The sequence below is a fragment of the Pseudomonas sp. PDM02 genome (genome assembly GCF_014852285.1).
In the GTDB taxonomy this organism is placed as follows: domain Bacteria; phylum Pseudomonadota; class Gammaproteobacteria; order Pseudomonadales; family Pseudomonadaceae; genus Aquipseudomonas; species Aquipseudomonas migulae.
Window position 1 is genome coordinate 150,608 of record NZ_JACVBL010000004.1, and the last position, 18,325, is coordinate 168,932.

The 18,325-nt window shown below is 59.4% G+C and carries 16 protein-coding genes; 6 read left to right on the forward strand and 10 right to left on the reverse strand.

The window, feature by feature from the left end; all coding sequences use genetic code 11:
• Positions 1-60: 60 nt before the first annotated feature.
• The gene (locus IB245_RS09100; RefSeq protein WP_192227346.1) at positions 61-594 is read left to right on the forward strand and encodes a cysteine hydrolase family protein; all 534 of its coding nucleotides are present in this window, start codon (positions 61-63) and stop codon (positions 592-594) included.
• Positions 595-1,110: 516 nt separating this feature from the next.
• On the opposite strand, the gene IB245_RS09105 is transcribed toward IB245_RS09100, so the two are convergent.
• A complete protein-coding gene (locus IB245_RS09105; protein WP_192227347.1) occupies positions 1,111-1,425 on the reverse strand; it encodes a DUF3630 family protein in 315 nt (104 codons plus the stop codon).
• A 175-nt stretch (positions 1,426-1,600) separates the two neighbouring features.
• Here IB245_RS09105 and IB245_RS09110 point away from each other — a divergent pair, with 175 nt between their 5' ends.
• From IB245_RS09110 to IB245_RS09120, 3 genes are read left to right on the forward strand one after another with little or no spacing between them, the layout of a single operon-like run.
• Entirely contained in the window at positions 1,601-2,671 is a 1,071-nt protein-coding gene (locus IB245_RS09110) for a sterol desaturase family protein (protein WP_192227348.1), read from the forward strand.
• Positions 2,661-3,035 (forward strand): nuclear transport factor 2 family protein, encoded by a 375-nt coding sequence (locus IB245_RS09115; protein ID WP_192227349.1) that lies wholly within the window; start codon positions 2,661-2,663, stop codon positions 3,033-3,035. The genes IB245_RS09110 and IB245_RS09115 overlap by 11 nt, the downstream gene beginning before the upstream one ends.
• 20 nt (positions 3,036-3,055) lie before the next feature.
• The gene (locus IB245_RS09120) at positions 3,056-3,514 is read left to right on the forward strand and encodes a GNAT family N-acetyltransferase (protein WP_192227350.1); all 459 of its coding nucleotides are present in this window, start codon (positions 3,056-3,058) and stop codon (positions 3,512-3,514) included.
• Positions 3,515-3,518: 4 nt separating this feature from the next.
• On the opposite strand, the gene IB245_RS09125 is transcribed toward IB245_RS09120, so the two are convergent.
• Entirely contained in the window at positions 3,519-4,955 is a 1,437-nt protein-coding gene (locus IB245_RS09125; protein WP_192227351.1) for a M15 family metallopeptidase, read from the reverse strand.
• Positions 4,956-5,090: 135 nt separating this feature from the next.
• On the opposite strand from IB245_RS09125, the gene IB245_RS09130 reads away from it, so the two are divergent.
• Positions 5,091-7,913, forward strand: coding sequence for an amino acid adenylation domain-containing protein (locus tag IB245_RS09130; RefSeq protein WP_192227352.1), 2,823 nt, complete (start codon positions 5,091-5,093; stop codon positions 7,911-7,913).
• A 974-nt stretch (positions 7,914-8,887) separates the two neighbouring features.
• Here IB245_RS09130 and pepN read toward each other — a convergent pair.
• From pepN to IB245_RS09160, 6 genes are read right to left on the reverse strand one after another with little or no spacing between them, the layout of a single operon-like run.
• Positions 8,888-11,545 (reverse strand): aminopeptidase N, encoded by a 2,658-nt coding sequence (gene pepN / locus IB245_RS09135; protein WP_192227353.1) that lies wholly within the window; start codon positions 11,543-11,545, stop codon positions 8,888-8,890.
• Between the two features lie 10 nt (positions 11,546-11,555).
• Positions 11,556-12,386, reverse strand: coding sequence for a DUF2797 domain-containing protein (locus tag IB245_RS09140; protein WP_192227354.1), 831 nt, complete (start codon positions 12,384-12,386; stop codon positions 11,556-11,558).
• Positions 12,383-12,643, reverse strand: a complete 261-nt coding sequence (locus IB245_RS09145) for a YeaC family protein (protein WP_008028592.1) — start codon at positions 12,641-12,643, stop codon at positions 12,383-12,385. Before IB245_RS09145 ends, IB245_RS09140 begins: the two co-directional genes overlap by 4 nt.
• Before the next feature lie 27 nt (positions 12,644-12,670).
• Complete coding sequence (locus IB245_RS09150) at positions 12,671-13,540, reverse strand: rhomboid family intramembrane serine protease (protein ID WP_192227355.1); 870 nt, start codon at positions 13,538-13,540, stop codon at positions 12,671-12,673.
• Entirely contained in the window at positions 13,537-14,511 is a 975-nt protein-coding gene (locus tag IB245_RS09155; RefSeq protein WP_177318166.1) for a metallophosphoesterase, read from the reverse strand. The genes IB245_RS09150 and IB245_RS09155 overlap by 4 nt, the downstream gene beginning before the upstream one ends.
• Positions 14,508-15,398: an NAD(+) kinase gene (locus tag IB245_RS09160; protein ID WP_008028599.1), complete on the reverse strand. Its 891-nt coding sequence runs from the start codon at positions 15,396-15,398 to the stop codon at positions 14,508-14,510. The genes IB245_RS09155 and IB245_RS09160 overlap by 4 nt, the downstream gene beginning before the upstream one ends.
• 112 nt (positions 15,399-15,510) lie before the next feature.
• Between IB245_RS09160 and IB245_RS09165 the strand changes: the two genes are divergently transcribed.
• Positions 15,511-16,461, forward strand: a complete 951-nt coding sequence (locus IB245_RS09165) for a DUF1853 family protein (RefSeq protein ID WP_192227356.1) — start codon at positions 15,511-15,513, stop codon at positions 16,459-16,461.
• Positions 16,462-16,569: 108 nt separating this feature from the next.
• Here IB245_RS09165 and IB245_RS09170 read toward each other — a convergent pair whose 3' ends face one another.
• Together IB245_RS09170 and IB245_RS09175 are read right to left on the reverse strand one after the other, a co-directional pair.
• A complete protein-coding gene (locus IB245_RS09170) occupies positions 16,570-17,853 on the reverse strand; it encodes an arsenic transporter (RefSeq protein WP_192227357.1) in 1,284 nt (427 codons plus the stop codon).
• Between the two features lie 29 nt (positions 17,854-17,882).
• Positions 17,883-18,230 (reverse strand): metalloregulator ArsR/SmtB family transcription factor, encoded by a 348-nt coding sequence (locus tag IB245_RS09175; RefSeq protein ID WP_192227358.1) that lies wholly within the window; start codon positions 18,228-18,230, stop codon positions 17,883-17,885.
• Between the last annotated feature and the right edge of the window lie 95 nt (positions 18,231-18,325).

The window sequence follows — 18,325 nt, forward strand, 5'->3', positions numbered from 1 at the left end:
TTGGAGGGGGACGGATTTAGTTTCTGTCCCCAGATCCAACGACAGATCAAGGATGGAACCATGACCACCGCAATGTTGATCATCGATGTTCAGCGAGCACTTTGCACGGGCGAGTACGAGTGCTTCGAAATCTCACGTGTCATCGACACCATTAACGGGCTCAGCACCCGTGCCCGAAAGGCCGGCATTCCGGTGGTGCTGATCCAGCATGAGGAAGACGGCAGTCCGCTGGCGTATAACGCTGACGGCTGGCAACTGGCCGAAGGGCTGGAAACCTCGCCCAAGGATTGGCACGTACGCAAGACCACACCGGATTCGTTCTACCAGACCAACCTGCAAAAGCTGCTGCCGGTGCAGGATTTCGAACGCCTGGTCATCTGCGGTTTGCAAACCGACTATTGCGTCAACGCCACAGTGCGTCAGGCGCTGCAACTGGGGTACGACGTGGTGCTGGCGGCTGACGCTCACTCCACGGTCGACAACGGCAACATCCCCGCCGAAGACATCATCGCCGAGCACAACAAGGACCTGGCGCATTTGACCGGTTCAGTGGCACGGATCGACGTGATACCCGCCGCCGACATCACCTTCTAGCACCCATGATGATGGGCTCCCCCCCAACCCTGTAGGAGCCGGCTTGCTGGCGATGGCGATTTCACGGACGCCATCGCCGGCAAGCCGGCTCCTACGGATCGCGGGATGTCCGGGATTGAGGGTTCACCCAAAACCTGTAGGAGCCCGGCTTGCTGGCGATGGCGATTTCATGGACGCCTTCGCCGGCAAGCCTGGCTCCTACGGATTCGGGGGTGTTGGGGGTTGTAGGTTCACGCCACACCTGTAGGAGCCCGGCTTGCTGGCGATGGCGATTTCACGGACGCCATCGCCAGCAAGCCGGCTCCTACGGATTCGGGGGTGTTGGGGAATTTAGGTTCACGCCACACCTGTAGGAGCCCGGCTTGCTGGCGATGGCGATTTCCCGGATGCCATCGCCAGCAAGCTGGCTCCTACGGATTCGGGGGTGTTGGGGATTGTAGGTTCACGCCACACCTGTAGGAGCCGGCTTGCCGGCGATGGCGATTTCATGGACGCCTTCACCGGCAAGCCTGGCTCCTACGGATCGGGGGGCGTCCCCATCGATTTTTCCCGGTCGAAAACCTGCAACCGCTGCACCAACGCCTGAAAGCGTTCCGACGCCACCCAGACCGGATCCGCGTCGTCCACCAGCAGCATGATCCCCAGGTAATGTTCCAGATGCAGCGTAATGAGCTGCCCCTCGACCTCCAGGTCCCAATAACGCTGATCCAGCCCGCTGGCCTGTACGACCCACGTCCCGTCGAGACTTTGCTGCAATTCATCGGCAATCCGGTCGAACAGCGCCCGGTCGGATGTATCGGACAGGTAGATCGTGGGGGTGGGTTCGCTCATGTTGGCCTCCGGAAAGTCCCGCGACTTTACGTCAGCCGCAAAGCCTGTGGCGAGGAAGCAGATCCAATCTCTGAGTGGGGGGATGTGCAGAGGCTTGAACTCAATCTACACTTAAGAACCGTTCTCTGTTGCGGTTAAATTCCAATACCTTTTCTTTGAGGGAGGCAAGCTCCTGGTGGATGCCCTTGTGCTGCTTTTTAACGGCCTGACCGAGTGGGTGATCGAGCCCGTCACTCGCCAGTTCCTGGGCCTTTTCGATCTGAATGGGCGCATGGGTGTACTGTTTCTGTTCTCGTCTTACAGCATCGCTTACGCCCTGTTCCGGTTCAGGAAACATCGAGGTCTCACCGACGCGCAGTCGTTCGGGCAGTTCATCGGCGGGCGTCGGGTGTATTTCCATCGTTCGGCGTTGCTCGATTACCGCTACTACTTCGTGCGGGCGATTCTGAAAGTGGCGTTAGTGTTGCCGATTGTCGGTCTGGTGGACCCGCTCGTCCTGCGCTCCGGAGACTACATCGCCTTTTTCACCAACCTCTGGGGCGCGCGGGTGCAAGTGGAGCAGAATCTTTCACTGTCCTTGCTCTACGGGCTGGGCGTTTTCCTGGTGAAAGACTTCATGGCCTACTGGGCGCACCGCGCCTTCCATTCCAAATGGTTGTGGGCATTCCACAAAGTCCACCATTCGGCGCCGGTGCTGGTTCCAGCGACCGCCAGCCGGGTTCATTTCGTGGAAAAGATTGTCGAAAAGCTCTCGACGATCATCGGCATCGGCGCCTATGCCGGCGTCTTCTGGTACGCCTGCGGCGGCGAGATCAGCCGCTATACTTTGTTCGGCGTGACCTGGCTGGTGTTCATCCTCAACGGGCTGGTGGGAAACCTGCGTCACAGTCATGTCTGGCTGTCGTTCGGCCCGGTGTTCGAACATGTGCTGAACAGCCCGGCCCAGCACCAGATTCATCACAGCGACGCGCCGCACCATTTCAACAAGAACTTCAGTATCAACCTGTCCTTGTGGGACTGGATGTTCGGCACGCTGTACGTCACCACGTCGAAACCCGAAGCCCTGCGGTTCGGCACCGGTGATCAGGATTCTGAGCGTTACCTGACGGTTTACAGCCTGATCGTCACGCCGTTTGTGGACATTGCCCGCAAGATCCGTTCGACCAAACGACCTGATCGTTCGCGGGCGCCCTTGCGAACAATCCAGAATGCGTTAGCAGAAGTGGAGGTGAGACATGACAACTGATTCCGCAGAAAAAGAGTCTGTCAAAGAAGCCGTCAAACTTTATGTCGAGGGTATGGTCTTCGCTGACGAAGCCTCGTTGCGAAAAGCATTTCATCCGTCTTGTCGCATCATCGGTCACTTCCAAAAAGCGCTTGAATGGCTGTCCCTTGATGAGTTTGTCGACGCGATCAAAACCGAAGGCCCGGCGGCAAAAGAGGTGAAGCCTTTTTGGGAAGTGATTGACCTGGACATAACAGGCGACGCCGCCGCCGTAAAAATCATCGATGATTATGCGGGGATGAGGTTTACCGATTACCTGTCGCTACTGAAGATCGATGATCGCTGGGTCATCATCAACAAGCTGTACTACTACCATGAGTCGTGAACCGCACGGAGACCATTGAGATGGATGTTCAGGTACATCGCGCCGACGCAACGCACATCGATCAAGTCGCCAGCCTCTTCGACGCCTATCGGGGGTTCTATGGCCAGCCCTCGAACCTGAATCAGTCCCGCCACTTTATCGCCGAGCGCATTGCCCGGGATGAGTCCGTGATCTTCTTCGCCCGGGACACCGACGGCGAAGCACTGGGTTTTGTCCAGTTGTTCCCGACTTTTTCGTCTATCGACGCGCATCGCACCTGGCTGCTCGGTGACCTGTTCACTGCGCCTGCCGCCCGAGGGCGCGGGGTCGCAACGCGGCTGATGAACACCGCGCGCGACTTCGCGGTGTTGAGCGGCGCCAAAGGCCTGGTGCTGGAAACCGCCACGGACAATCACGGTGCGCAGCGGTTGTATGAAGCCTTGGGCTATGTGCGCGATACGGGTTACTACACCTATTGCCTGGATTTGAAGCAGGGCTGACCGATCACCGTTCCGGCAGGTTCCAGCGCTCGCGAACGTGCTCGTATTGCGCCTCGGGCATTTGCACCAGCAGGGGAGACTGCTGCGGATCGAGCCAGTCGAACAATCGGCTGATGTCCGCCTGATCCATGGCTGTGCAACCCGCCGTCGGCGATGTCGGGCTACGCCAGATGTGGAAAAAGATGCACGAGCCCGAGGCGGGGGACGCGGGTGTGTTGTGCTCGATGACAATGCCTTTTCGATAGCCTTCTTCGCTGCGCATGCGTTCGGAACTGCTCCAGTCCTTGGGCATCGCCGCGCCGTCGACCAGGGTGTTGTAGTGTCCGGAATGGCTGTCGTCCACGCATTCGGTGGTCGCTGTCAGGGCGAGGTAGGGCAGTTTCGTGTCGGCGCTGGTCTCGTAACCGAACGCTGTTCCCAGCTTGAAAATCCCGGCCGGCGCTTTTCCATCGCCTTCGTGTTTGACGGGTTCTGCGCCTGGCTCAACGTTGTCCAAGCCTTTGCCCCAGGCCATGCCGTTTTTGCCGACCACCACCGCAAACGCCTCGCCATATTTGCGGAAGGTGTTCCCGTCGCGTTCATAGCGCTGGGCGCTGCCTTGCAGGTCATCCCAGTTTTTTGTGGTGACCACAATCAGTTGATGGCTGGCGTCGAGTGCGGCATTGGCGTCGAGCGGCGTGATGGGGAAATCCATCACGTTGTTCGGTGCCTGTGCGCTGCCATAAGTGAAGTGCCACCATTCTTTCGAGTACCCGGAGAAGCCTTCTTTTGCCATGGCGCTGCGGAGCCGCTGGCGATTGTCCTGCGCGGTCGCATTGATCGTCGGGTTGGCGGTATGCGCCCGCTCATCGAAGCAATCGAAGCCGGTGCCCATGTCGAGTGCGCCGTCATGCCAGCGCTGATCGTAGGGGGCGGTGCAATCGACCTGTGTGGCCGAGGGCGTCCAGGCGCTGGCGGGCAACGCCTTGGGCCCGGTGAGGGTCAGGTCCACGGTCGAGCCTCTGGAGTGATTCGACACCCGCGCCACATACCCCAGGCGCCAGAAGTCCTGCTTGTCCACGCGCGGGTAGAACTCGGCCTTGCGTGGGTCGCCCGGCTCGGTGGCAAAGCGGCCCATATCGGCCACCGCCCGTTTCGGGCGATAACAATCAAACACCTTCAAACCGTAGCCTTGCGCACGCAACGACGCTTGTACCCGGGCGAGCGCCCTGGCGGCGTCCAGCGTCAACAGGCATTCGGCGGCGGCATAACCGTCGAGTGGGTGACCGGTGAAGTTGTGGGGGCTGGCGTAGCGAATGTCTTGCTCGATGCTCGGATCAATCGCGCGCAGATAGACCATGTGCCCGGGCCGTGGCTCGGCACTGGACATGCCCGCTATGACGCTGCCCAGCAACAGCAGCGATTGCAGCCAGGGGCGGGCGAAGGTGCGAAGAGGGCGCATGCGATGTCTCCAGGATGCCGGGTACGCAATGAACGGGGGAAAGGTAGCAGACTGAGGTGAGGGGGACTAACCTCAGTCTGCATTTCCGGATCACGACGTTAACCTCGTACAGATCATGCGGAGCATAAATCCAAGATGCAGGATCATCGCCCAAATCCGACGCTTAATCTGGAGTATTGTGCCGATCGCCCGATATTCATGGACTTCTTGCAACAGGCGCAGCGCTCGCCTGACGCCATTGCGGTCGTCTCTCACGACGCGACGTGCAGTTATCGTCAGCTTGAACAGATAAGCCATGGTATTGCGTCCTTCCTGAAGGTCAATGGCGCGACCGAATCCGACCGGGTGGTTATTGTTTCCAATCGCTGTGCGGGGTTGGTCTATGCAATGCTCGGCGCCTTGCGTGCCGGGTCGACGTTCACCGTTGCCGATGTTGCGTATCCACCTGCGCGCATCGGACAAATCATCCGAATGCTAAAGCCTTCCTTTGTCCTGCTTTGCGGTGGGGCCACCGTCGATCTCGATTCCGAACACCTGGAGGCCGGGCGTTCGGCTCCACGGATCGTCAGCATTGCGGAAAATCCCGCCGACTCATTGCGTGAGTTCGCCTTTCACCAACATGCCTTGCCGCAAGTCGACCCTGCACAGCCGGCCTATATCACCTTCACATCGGGCAGCACCGGCGAACCGAAGGGCATCGTGGCCACTCATGCGCCGTTGGTGCATTTCATTGAGTGGCATACCCAGCGCCATTCCTTGTCAAAAGACGACAGCTTTTCGCTGCTGTCCGGGCTGGGGCATGACCCTGTGTACCGGGATGTATTTACCCCGCTGTCGATTGGCGCAAAAGTTATCGTTCCCGCACAGTCGACCGTCATAGACCCTGTGGCATTGGCGGCGTGGATACAAAAAAATGCCATTTCGATTATTCATCTGACGCCGCCGTTGGGAAGGCTGATAGGAACCGGCGCAACACTTCAGGGTGCAAGATTCAACGCGCTTCGATACTTGTTCTGGGGTGGCGATGCATTAGGCATTTCGCTGTTCGAGCAAATGTGCGTGATCGCCCCCAATGCCGTCAGTGTCAATTTTTACGGTACGACGGAAACGCCTCAGGCAATGGCGTACCACCACGTCGACCCTGAAGCCGACAATTCCAGGATTCCACTGGGTAGAGGCATTAAAAACGCGCAATTGCTGGTCGTGAATGACACCCGTCAATTGGTGCATGAAGGTGAGGTCGGAGAAATCCTGATACGCAGCCCTTACTTGGCGCAGGGTTACTGGGAGGACATCGCGCAAACCCGGGAAAAGTTTGTGGTGAATCCGTTTACCAATGTCGAGAGCGACATTTGTTATAGAACCGGCGACCTTGGGACTTATCTTTCAGATGGCAGAGTCAGCTTTCTGGGGCGGGGCGATAGTCAGGTCAAGATTCGCGGACATCGTATTGAGCTGGCTGAAATCGAAGGCGCACTTTCGAAACATCCGCTGATCAAGCAGTGCGTTGTGCTTGCCGTCAATGACAACGCGCAGGTCAGGCTGGTGGCCTATTGCGTTTCAATCAACGCTGTTTCAACGGGTGAACTGCGTGAGCACCTCAACACTCGGCTCCCGGAATACATGGTGCCGGCGTTGTTCGTCTTTCTGGATGCGATTCCACTGACGCCGAACGGAAAGATCGATAGGCGGGCGCTGCCGCGGATAGCTGCCAACACAGAGGCGGCGTCCAACCATTCCGATCGGGATCTATCGCCGCTTGCGTTAAAACTGACGCAGGCTTGGGCCGAAATACTCCAGGTCCCGCGCATCGACGCAAACCTGACGTTTGTCGAGCTGGGTGGGGATTCGCTGTCGTTCGTTCAGGCCTCAATGGTGCTTGAAGAACTGATCGGCCATCTGCCCGATCAATGGGAAATGACACCGGTACATGAACTGTGTGGGTTGGCCGGTAAAACCAGCAGTTCAAAGCTGTCCATCAGGGCAATGGAAGTCCCTGTCCTTTTACGTGTTATCTCGATAATCCTGATTGTCATTGGGCATCTTCATCTGTTCTCGACCTGGTCAGTGGTAGGGGAGACGACGGTATTGTTTCTGATCTCGGGCATCAGCCTGGCGAGGTTCCAGTTTCAAGCCATCAATGAACGCGGCAATGTGCGTACGCTGGTCAGGTCAGTGGTCTTTATTGCGGTGCCGACCATCCTTTACACACTTTTGAATCAGATACTGTTCGACCAGGTTCATTGGCAAACGATGTTGCTGATCTCCAACTGGTTTCCACCGACGATGATGGGCGGCTTTGCCTACTGGTATGTTGAAGTGCTCTTGCAGATGATTGTCATCATCGGGTTTGTTCTGTCGTTCGAGCGTGTCAGGAACATCATTGTTGCGAACCCGTTTCGCTGCCTTGTTCTGGCGGCATGTGCATTGGCCGTGGCCGACATTGTGATCAGTGCGTTTCTGTTTGACGCGTCACCGCTCTATAACCGCGTGCCACAGCACTACCTTGCGGTCATGGTGCTTGGAATGGCCGTTCACTATGCTCATTCAAGTGCCCAGAAGTGGATCGTCAGTGCGGTTGCTGTGGTTGTGATGGGTGGGGAGGATCTTCTGGCAATCTTCGGGACGGGGGCGCAGGAAGTTGCGAAGGATTATGTTGATATCGCCATCCCTGCAGTTCTCTCTCTGATTTGGGTCAAGTCAATTCCGGTGCCAGGTCTCATCGCCCGGGGGCTTGCGCTAGTTGCATCGTCAACGCTGTTTATTTATCTGACGCATTTTCAATTCCAGTCCCTGGCCCGGCATATTGTTGACCTGCCTGTGTTCGCGGTGGTCTTTGCCGTCGTAGGTGGCATCGGGGTCGCGTATGGGTGGAACAAAGTTGTTCGATTCGTTTTGGTGCGCTGGAGTGGCGCAGGCAAGAAGAGCGGTTCGGATACGGTTGAGCGTGTGGCTTGATGGTGAGCTTTGTCTATTGGATGGGGGGTATATCCGTTGCTGCGGTGATGGCGGCTAATGGTTTCGCCCTTACGGCGAGTCACTTTGGAAAAGCCCCAAAGTAACCAAAGGGCTCTTGCCCCTTTCGTTCGGTGCCTCGCTGTGGCTCGGCATGCCCTCGCTCCGGTCCTGCTCCGTGGGCCCGCCGCCATCGGCCATCCATGGCCGGGGGCGGCTAACCCGGCATCCATGCCGGGTTGCCCACTGCGCAGAACCTGCGCTCGGCCTCTCGAGGGGGCGCTCAGATCAAAAGCGGAAGGCGAGCTAACGCTCGGCCTGATGAGTGGTGAAAAGCAAAAGCGTATGGGGTTCCCTGTAGGAGCCGGCTTGCCGGCGAAAAACGTCTGGGCGACGCGTTCATTCAGACAGCCCGCGTTATCGTTGACGTCCATCGCCAGCAAGCTGGCTCCTACAATTTTGAATCGTGTGAACCCGATCCCGTGTAGGAGCCGGCTTGCTGGCGATGGCGGTGGGTCAGCGACACATGTATCGCCTGAACGGACGCTATCGCCAGCAAGCCGGCTCCTACAGGGGGATGCGTGCGATCAAAGAGCCACGTCGGCTGGCAGGCCGCCTCGCTTTTGCTTTTGCTTGGTTTTTGATTTTGATCTGCCCCGTCGGAAGGCCGAGTGGAGGTTCTGCGCAGTGGGCAACCCGGCATGGATGCCGGGTTAGCCGCCCCCGGCCAGGGATGGCCGATGGCGGCGGGCCCACGGAGCAGGACCGGAGCGAGGGCACCCTGAGCCTAGGCGAAGGGCCGTACGTCAGGGGCAAAGCCTTTTGCTTACTTTTCGGCGTCTGGAAAAGTGAGTCGCTGTAAGAGCGAAACCGCCAGCAGCCGTTACCGCAGCAATGGATATGCACACCATCAAAAAACGCGCCCGACACACAACCTTCGCGGGCAAGCCTCGCTCCTACAGGTTCCAACGCCAAACTCAGGCCAGGCTTTTGCTGACCACTTCAAACACATCGCTGGACAGTTGACCCGAAGCACGAATCCGCTCCAGCTCCCCTTTCATCAACGCCTGACGAGCATCGTCGTATTTGCGCCAGCGCGTCAGCGGCGCCAGTTGGCGAGAGGCAATCTGCGGGTTGAACCCGTTCAGTTCGATGACCAGATCCGCCAGGAAGCGATACCCCGAACCATCCGCCGCATGGAAGTTGATCAGGTTCTGCCCGGCAAACGCACCGACCAGCGCCCGCACCTTGTTCGGGTTCTTGATGTTGAACGCCGGATGCCGCATCAACTGACGCACCCGCTCCAGCCCGCCCGGCAACGTACTGCCTGCCTGAACGCTGAACCATTGATCCATGACCAGCGGATTGTCCTTGAAGTGCTCGGCAAAACCGGCCAGCGCCAGGGCTTTTTCTTCTTCGAACGGCGAATTCACCAACACCGCCAATGCCGTCAGGCGCTCGGTCATGTTGTCGCTGGTCTCGAACTGCTCAAGCGTCGCCGCCATTACTTGCGATTGACCGCTGAGCATCAGGTACGACAGCGCAATGTTCTGCAAGGCGCGACGGGCAAAGTGCTCGGCTTCGGCAATGTACGGGGTTTGTTTCGACAGATCGCGGTTGGCCTGGTAACGCGACCACAACGCCTCGAACAAACCGTCTGCCAACGCCTTGCGGGCAAACTCGCGAGCGATGTGGATGGCGTCAACATCAGCCACTTCGCTGATCTCGGTCAGATACGCCTCACCCGGCAGCGAGAGCATTTCGGCGACCATTGCCTGATCCAGCGACTCGTCCGACAGCACGGTACGCAAGGCCGAAATCAGGCGCTGATCCAGCACCAGCTTCTCGCCCTTCTGTTGCTGGGCGATCAGCTCTTGCAGCACTTGCACCGACAACTGTTGGCCGGCATCCCAGCGATTGAAACCGTCGCTGTCGTGCTGCATCAGGAACATCAGTTGGTCGCGGTTGTACGGGAAGCTCAGTTTCACCGGTGCCGAGAAGCCACGCAGCAACGAAGGCAGCGGTTGCTCAGCGATATCGACGAAGGTGAAGGTCTGTTCGGCTTCGGTCACCGAAATGACACGCGAGGTGCCCTGGGCACTGGCTTCGCCGGACAGGCGCAAGGCAACAGGCGCGCCTTTGGCGTCCAGCAGACCCAATTCAACCGGGATCACGAACGGCAGTTTTTCAACCTTGTCCGGGGTCGCCGGGCAGCTTTGACGGAACGTCAGGCTGTAGGTTTTCGCTGCTGCGTCGTAGGACTCGCTCACCGCCAGACGCGGCGTGCCAGCCTGGCTGTACCAGCGTTTGAACTGGGTCAGGTCGACACCGTTGGCATCTTCCATGGCCTTGATGAAGTCATCGCAGGTCACGGCCTGGCCGTCATGGCGCTCGAAATACAGGTCGCTGCCTTTACGGAAACCGTCGGCGCCGAGCAAGGTGTGGATCATGCCGACCACTTCCGAGCCCTTTTCGTACACGGTCAGGGTGTAGAAGTTGGAAATCTCGATAAAGCTGTCCGGGCGCACGGCGTGGGCCATGGGACCTGCGTCTTCGGCGAACTGATGAGTGCGCAGGTAAGCCACGTCCTGGATGCGCTTCACGGTGGCCGAGTTCATGTCGGCGGAGAAACCGGAATCGCGGAACACGGTGAAGCCTTCCTTCAGCGACAACTGGAACCAGTCGCGGCAGGTCACGCGGTTGCCCGACCAGTTGTGGAAGTATTCGTGGGCGACGATCGCTTCGACACGCTGGTGCGCGGCGTCGGTCGCGGTTTCAGCGCGGGCCAGCACGGCGCTGGAGTTGAAGATGTTGAGGCCCTTGTTCTCCATGGCGCCCATGTTGAAGTCGTTGACCGCAACGATCATGAAGATGTCCAGGTCGTATTCGCGACCGTAGACCTCTTCGTCCCAGCGCATGGACTTCTTCAGGCTGTTCATGGCGTGCTGGCACTTGTCGATGTTTTCCGGCTCGACGTAGATGCGCAGCGCCACGTTGCGCTCGGTCATGGTGGTGAAGGTGTCTTCGACGCACCACAAATCACCGGCCACCAATGCGAACAGGTAGGCCGGTTTCTTGAACGGGTCTTCCCAGGTCGCCCAATGGCGGCCGTCTTCGCCAGGACCGCTGGCAATCGGGTTGCCGTTGGACAGCAGCACCGGGTAGCTGTGCTGTTCCGCGACGACCGTGGTGGTGAACGTGCTCATCACGTCCGGGCGGTCGAGGTAATAGGTGATCTTGCGGAAGCCTTCGGCCTCGCACTGGGTGCAGAACATCGTGCCGGACTTGTACAGGCCTTCCAGCGCGGTGTTGGTTTCCGGGTGAATGCGGACGCTGGTGTCGACCGTGAAGCTGGTGCTGGTCGGATGCAGCGTCAGATGGTTCTCGGTCAACTGATAGTCGGCAGCTGTCAATTCGCGGTCGGCCAGGGTCACCGACAGCAGATCGAGTTGCTGACCGTCCAGCACCAGCGGCGGCAGGCCCGGGCCACGCTCAGGGTTGCGGCGCATCACCAGTTGCGCATGGACCAGGCTGTGGTCCTCGAACAACTCGAAGGTCAGGTGCGTCTCGTCGATCAGGTACTCAGGCGCCTGATAGTCTTTCAAATAGATCATCTTCGGTTGTTCGGTGCGCATGCTGGAGTCCTTACTGATGCACGGCGAGCTGATAAGCCGTGTATTTACGAATATTGATCACGCCGGTGTCGAAGATCAGGTACTGGCCCTTGATCCCCAGCAGCGTGCCTTCGGCAATCGGGTTCTTGTCAAGGTTGAAGCTGACGATCTTGGCCGGGTATTGCTCCACCGGATAACGGATTTCCAGCGGCTCGGCATCGCTAATAGTCTGGATCGCCTGCAGACCAAATCGTTCCTGCAAGGTTTGCAGGCCTTCGGCGCAGCTTTCAAACAGCTGATCGCGAACTTCGGCCAAGTCCACCGAAACCGCTTCGCCCTTGAGTAAAGCACGCCAGTTGGTCTTGTCCGCCACCTGACTGCGGAACAGGTCTTCGACGAAGCCTGACTGCTGACGGGTCGCAACACGCATGATCGGCAACGCCTGACGAGCGCCCTGGTCGATCCAGCGCGTCGGCAGTTGGGTCGCACGGGTAATCCCGACTTTGACCCCGGACGAGTTCGACAGATACACGATGTGATCGGTCATGCAGAACTTCTCGCCCCACTCCGGCTCACGGCAGGTGCCGGCGTCGTAGTGGCAGCGCTCCGGGCTCATGATGCAGACATCGCACTGCGCCAGTTTGGTCATGCACGGGTAGCAGTAACCCTGGCTGAAACTGGTTTTGGTCTTGCGTCCGCAATGGGAGCAGTGGATTGCCCCCAGGTATTCCAGACGTACCGTGGTGCCGATCAACGGGTTGACCGGCACTTCGACATCGTCCAGACGAAACGCGTACTGCACGTCGGACCCGTCCAGGCGGGCCGACATTTTACTGATTGCACCGCGGCCAATCTCGATCAATGGATGGCATCCGACTTGAACAGGATATTCGGCACTTCAATCGACTTCGAGCCACATTCCTGCACGCCCATGTAACCGGTGCGCTGGTCTTCGGGCAGGTTCTGGATTTCCCAGGCGATCATCGCTTGCAGCGACAGTTCGCGTTGTTCGGCGGTGAGTTTGCCACCGTCGGACCATTTGCCGATTTCCACCGCCAGTTTCAGGCTCTGGTAGATATCGGGGGTGATGTTTTTGATCATTTCGTTAAAAGAGGACATCAAGGTCTCCGAACTTACATAACTTTTTTAGGCGGCCAGTTTACGGCGGTTGTACAAACCACCCAACAAACCGGTGAAGCATCCGATGAGTAACCCGCCGACGTGGGCGGCGTTCGCAATTTCACCGAAGCCGATCATCGAGACCAGCCCGGACAGGCACAGCAGCAGCCACACCAGCATCATCACCAGCACCCCGCGAGGCAGGCGATAAGCGCGGTTCGGCGACAGGGTCTGAAAGATCCAGCAATGCCCGAGCAGGCCATACAGCACGCCGGACAACCCGCCAAACAAGGTCGGGCCGCTGAAATAAAACTGCGCGTAGTTCGACACCAGGGCGAACAGCAGGGTCAGGCCGATCAGGTTGATGCCGCCTTGACGCGACTCAATGCGTCGCCCCAGTTCCCAATACCACATGCCGTTCATGGCCAGGTGGAGGATGCCGAAGTGGATCAGCATCGGCGTCACCAGACGCCACCACTGCCCCGCTGCCAGGCTGTCGGCCAATGGCGTGAAATGGATGTATTCGCCGACCACCCGGAAATCGAGGAAGGTCAACCAGCGCATCGTGTCGAGGTTTTCGCCCAGCAGCGTCACCGCACCGACGATCAGGCTCAGCAGCAGCACCGCCGCCGTCGCTTTGGCGTGGCGCAATTGCTCGACGAAACCGGGACGCTTCGTGGTTATCGCCACCGGGATGTCCAGTTGCTGATCGGGATCACCCGTCGGAAAACGCTCGTACAACGCACGCACGTCTTCACTGATATTGGCGGGCACCCACAACACCTGCTCGCCCTGCTCTTCGCTGACCCGATGCGGCACCTGCATGCGTTGCAGCAGTTTGACGAACCCGCTCAGATCCACCGCCAGCGGCAGGCGTAAAACGGCCACGGCGCTCATCGCAGTGCCTCCGGCCGTTCGACGTCAACCCAGACGAATTTGTGCGGATCGAGCCGGGTTTCCTGATCCAGTCGATAGGCGACCAGCTTGCCGTAAAGCACCGCGCTGTAATCCAGGCAGGCCAGGTTCGGGCGGATCGGTGCCGGTTTGCCGCTGCGCCAGTAGTGGCCGACGAACAACAAGGGCTCGTCAACGCCATAACGCAGCAAGGTGTTTTTCTCGGTGGACGACAGCGGCGTTCGGGCCACGGGTTCCGGTAAAGCGTCAGGCTGGAACACTATGTCTCCGTAGGTTTGCGGGTCGTCTTCCCAGAATTTGGTTCGGAAGAACGAGCGCGTCAGGCCATCGCCGCTGGTCATGGTCAACCCGTCAGGCAAGCGCATGTCGGTGCCGCGCAGCAAACGGTCGAACACGGTGCAGGCAAAACTGCCCGGCACGGCCGAGGCCTGGAGGAAATGTTCATCGACGCAGCCGTCGTGAAACAGAGCGCGTAGCGGCTCGATCAGGCCCGAATCCCAGCAGGCGTGGACCACACGGAAACGCCCGGCATCTACAAACAGCGGCAGTTCGTAGAACCATTGCTGGAAGTCATGCCAGTCGGCGGGATGGTCTTCAAACTGGGTCAGGGTTTCACCCAGCAGGCGCGCATGACGCGGCGTGTGTTCACGGACGAATTGCTTGCCGCTGCCCGGCGGCGCTGGCGTGCTCCAGCCGAGTGCGTTGAATTCATGGTTGCCCATGATGCACAACGCCTGGCCGGCCTCGACCATGTCGTGGACGATGTGCAGCGCCTCGCGAATCCGTGGGCCGCGGTCGATGATGTCACCGACGAACACCGCCATGCGCGACGGATGCCGCCAGACGCCCCCCTGTTTGTGATAACCGAGCAGGTCGAGCAAGTGCTCAAGGGTCAGGGCGCAACCGTGCACGTCACCGATAAGGTCATAACTTCGCGCGGGATCGAGCATCAGTCGCCTCCACCCCCCAACTTGCTGCCCCAGCCGAGCTTGGTCCGGCAGACTTCGTAGTAGTTGTGGTCAAGCGGATGAATCAGCCGCAGCTTCTGCGCTTTCTTGCTCACGGTGATGGTGTCACCCGGCGCGCAGGTGAAGTGGTTCTGCCCGTCACAGGAGACTTGCGGGTAGATCTGCATATCCTTGGACACGACGATTTTCAGCTCACTGTTGCCATCGACCACAATCGGTCTACCCGACAAGGTATGGGGGTACATCGGCACAATCACAATAGCGTCAAGTTTGGGGTGCATGATCGGACCGCCCGCCGACAGCGCGTACGCGGTCGAGCCGGTCGGCGTGGAGACGATCAGGCCGTCGGCCTTCTGGCTGCAGACGAACTGGCCGTCGATGTACAGCTCGAACTCGATCATGCGCGTCGATTTGCCGGGGTGCAGCACCACGTCGTTCAACGCATCGCCCTGGCCAATGGCCTCGGCGTGGCGGCGGACTTCGGCTTGCAGCAGGAAGCGGTTTTCCACCAGATAGTGGCCGTCGAGTACTTCGGCGACTTTGACTTCCAGTTCATCGGGGCGAATATCGGTCAGGAAACCGAGGCTGCCACGGTTGATGCCGAGCACCGGAATGTTGTGTCGGGCCAGTGCGCGTGCGGCGCCAAGCAGGCTGCCGTCACCGCCGACCACAATCACCATGTCACAGACTTCACCGAGCATCTTGCGCGACGAAGTTTGCAGGCCATGACCCGGCAGGACTTCAGCGATGGTGTCTTCGAGGATCACGTGCAGGTGACGATCGAGCAGAAACCGTTTCAGTCGGCGGACGGTATCCAGCACCTGCGAACTGCCCAGGCGACCGATGATGCCGATATTACGAAATTGCTCCATGGTGCCCCTACGGTTTGCGACGGCGAAAACCACGATTATGGGCGAAAGCGCGGGATAGACAAAATCCTTTCAGCCACAAGGGCGCACTCAGGTTTAGGGCTATGCTCGCAAGATGATCCTATTTCCCGATTTGCTGCAGTTACCCCACCAGTTGCGCCACCCCGAGGTCCGCGACCTGGCCTGGGTCATCCTCGCGCCGCCGATGCTGGAGGCCACGCCGTGGCCGCAACGCCATCCACTGGCCGGCAGTGACTGGGTGCAGGCACCGGAACGGCTGGAACTCTGGCTACGGCAACTGGATCACGACAGCTACGACTTGCTGCACTGGCTGGCCCAGGCCCGGACCCGGCGCCTGGGTCTGTATTACGAACGGCTGTGGCAATACGCCGTGCGCCATGCACCAGGCATCGATCTGATTGCCGCGAACATGCCAATCCGTCGCGAAGGCCACACGCTGGGCGAACTGGACATGCTGCTGCGCGATCGCGACGGCGTGCATCACCTGGAACTGGCGATCAAGCTTTACCTCGGCCCACAAAATGGCGCGGGGCATAACACCGCGCAATGGCTGGGGCCGGGCTGCCACGATCGGCTGGACCGCAAACTGGCGCACCTGAGCCAGCATCAGCTGCCGATTTCCGCGCGACCGGAGAGCCGCGAGGTCCTGGCGGCGCTGGACATCCAGCAATTCAGTGCGCATTTGTGGCTGGGCGGCTATCTGCTTTATCCGTGGCCGGGGCAATCCGAAGCCCCGAGCGGTGCGCACCCACAACATCTGCGCGGTAGCTGGCTGCATCAAAAGGACTGGAATGATTTTGTCACGCAGCGCCCGTTCGGTCGCTGGCAACCCCTGCCCCGCCATGCCTGGCTGGCGCCGGCGCACTACCCGGCCGAGCAGACCTGGAGCACGCAACAGCTGCAAGCGTGGCTGAGCGATCTGGAACCGCTGGCGCCGGCGCAGTTGCTGGTGCGGTTGATCGAGAATGCGAATGGGGAGTGGGAGGAAGCGGAGCGGTTGTTTCTGGTGGCGGATCTTTGGCCGAATGTGCCGGGCAGTGGTTAGTTTTGTAGTGGCTGGACCGGCCCCTTCGCGGGCAAGCCTCGCTCCTACAGAGGAACGCCACAAATCCGTTGTAGGAGCGAGGCTTGCCCGCGAAGGGGTCAATGCGGTCTAAACGGACAACCGCACAGCCAACGCCGCCAACGTCACCAACAACACCGGCACCGTCAACACAATCCCGACCTTGAAGTAATACCCCCAGCCGATCCGAATGCTTTTGCGCTCCAGCACATGCAGCCACAACAACGTCGCCAGGCTGCCAATCGGCGTAATCTTCGGCCCCAGGTCACTGCCGATCACGTTGGCGTAGATCATCGCCTCTTTCACCACTCCGCTCGCCTGACTCGCGTCAATCGACAACAGACCAATCAGCACTGTCGGCAGGTTATTCATGATCGACGACAACAGTGCCGTCAACAGACCCGTGCCCATGGCCGCGCCCCAGACGCCGTAACCGGCAAAACCGTCCAGCCAACCCGCCAGATACCCGGTGAGCCCGGCGTTACGCAGACCGTAGACCACCAGATACATGCCCAGCGAGAAAATCACGATCTGCCACGGCGCTTCTTTCAGCACCTTGCGCGTGGAAATCTTGTGGCCTCGGGCAGCAATGGCCAGCAGCAACGCCGCGCACACCGCGGAAATGGCACTGATGGGAATACCCAGCGGTTCCAGCGCAAAACACCCGATCAACAGGATCAGCAACACCGCCCAACCGGCATAAAACGTCGCCGTGTCATGGATCGCACTGGACGGATGCTCCAGTTGCTCAGGGTCGTAATCCTTGGGAATGTCGCGCCGGAAAAACCACATCAGTACCGCCAGTGTCGCCGCAACGCTCACCAGGTTGACCGGAACCATCACCGCCGCGTAGCGATTGAAGCCGATGTGGAAGAAGTCGGCGGAAACGATGTTCACCAGGTTCGACACCACCAGCGGCAGGCTGGCAGTGTCGGCAATAAACCCGGCACCCATCACGAACGCCAGGGTCGCCGCCGGGGAAAAGCGCAACGCCAGCAGCATGGAAATCACGATGGGCGTGAGGATCAGCGCCGCCCCGTCGTTGGCAAACAAAGCCGAGACCAGCGCGCCGAGCAGCACCATATAGGCAAACAACTTGCGCCCACTGCCCCGCCCCCACCGCGCGACATGCAGTGCCGCCCAGGCAAAGAACCCCGCCTCATCCAGCAACAGGCTGATGATGATCAGCGCGACAAAAGTGCCGGTGGCGTTCCAGATGATCTGCCACACCAGCGGAATATCACTGAGGTGCACCACACCAAAAATCAGCGCCAGCACGGCGCCGAACACCGCACTCCAACCGACACCGAGGCCTTTGGGCTGCCAGATCACCAGGGTGATGGTCAGCAGGAAAATCAACGACGCAATGAGCATGCAAAGCAGCCTTCAACAGAAATCAGGGATTAACAGCAACGTACAGGTCGATCGGTCATGGCTTGAAGGCGTGCGACATCGGCAGCCAGCCAGCCTTGATGTTCAGCCAGCGCGCCGTGCAGCAGAGTGACGACCCAAGGCGCCAGGTCCGGGTGCAGGCGATAGAAAACCCATTGCCCCTGACGGCGGTCCGCCAACAAGCCATTGCTGCGCAAGAGCGCCAGGTGACGGGAAATTTTCGGCTGACTCAAGTCCAGCCCGGCGGTCAACTCGCACACGCACAACTCGCCTTCGCGGGCGATCAACAGCGCGATACGGCTGCGCGTGTCATCAGCAAGGGCCTTGAAAACATCGACGGGACTGTGAGAGTCGGACATACAGGGAAACGCCTCCGGACAAACGAGGCGTGAATATATGGAATTTCGAATATCCAGTAAAGCAAAGTCTGGAAACGTTTGTTTGATGCCGCCGC

What these genes read in the sequence shown, in the direction of transcription:
- IB245_RS09100 (WP_192227346.1), top strand. Translation starts at nt 61, where the DNA reads ATGACCACCGCAATGTTGATCATCGATGTTCAGCGAGCACTTTGCACG.
- IB245_RS09105 (WP_192227347.1), bottom strand. Translation starts at nt 1,425, where the DNA reads ATGAGCGAACCCACCCCCACGATCTACCTGTCCGATACATCCGACCGG.
- IB245_RS09115 (WP_192227349.1), top strand. Translation starts at nt 2,661, where the DNA reads ATGACAACTGATTCCGCAGAAAAAGAGTCTGTCAAAGAAGCCGTCAAA.
- IB245_RS09120 (WP_192227350.1), top strand. Translation starts at nt 3,056, where the DNA reads ATGGATGTTCAGGTACATCGCGCCGACGCAACGCACATCGATCAAGTC.
- IB245_RS09125 (WP_192227351.1), bottom strand. Translation starts at nt 4,955, where the DNA reads ATGCGCCCTCTTCGCACCTTCGCCCGCCCCTGGCTGCAATCGCTGCTG.
- IB245_RS09130 (WP_192227352.1), top strand. Translation starts at nt 5,091, where the DNA reads ATGCAGGATCATCGCCCAAATCCGACGCTTAATCTGGAGTATTGTGCC.
- pepN (WP_192227353.1), bottom strand. Translation starts at nt 11,545, where the DNA reads ATGCGCACCGAACAACCGAAGATGATCTATTTGAAAGACTATCAGGCG.
- IB245_RS09145 (WP_008028592.1), bottom strand. Translation starts at nt 12,643, where the DNA reads ATGTCCTCTTTTAACGAAATGATCAAAAACATCACCCCCGATATCTAC.
- IB245_RS09150 (WP_192227355.1), bottom strand. Translation starts at nt 13,540, where the DNA reads ATGAGCGCCGTGGCCGTTTTACGCCTGCCGCTGGCGGTGGATCTGAGC.
- IB245_RS09160 (WP_008028599.1), bottom strand. Translation starts at nt 15,398, where the DNA reads ATGGAGCAATTTCGTAATATCGGCATCATCGGTCGCCTGGGCAGTTCG.
- IB245_RS09165 (WP_192227356.1), top strand. Translation starts at nt 15,511, where the DNA reads ATGATCCTATTTCCCGATTTGCTGCAGTTACCCCACCAGTTGCGCCAC.
- IB245_RS09170 (WP_192227357.1), bottom strand. Translation starts at nt 17,853, where the DNA reads ATGCTCATTGCGTCGTTGATTTTCCTGCTGACCATCACCCTGGTGATC.
- IB245_RS09175 (WP_192227358.1), bottom strand. Translation starts at nt 18,230, where the DNA reads ATGTCCGACTCTCACAGTCCCGTCGATGTTTTCAAGGCCCTTGCTGAT.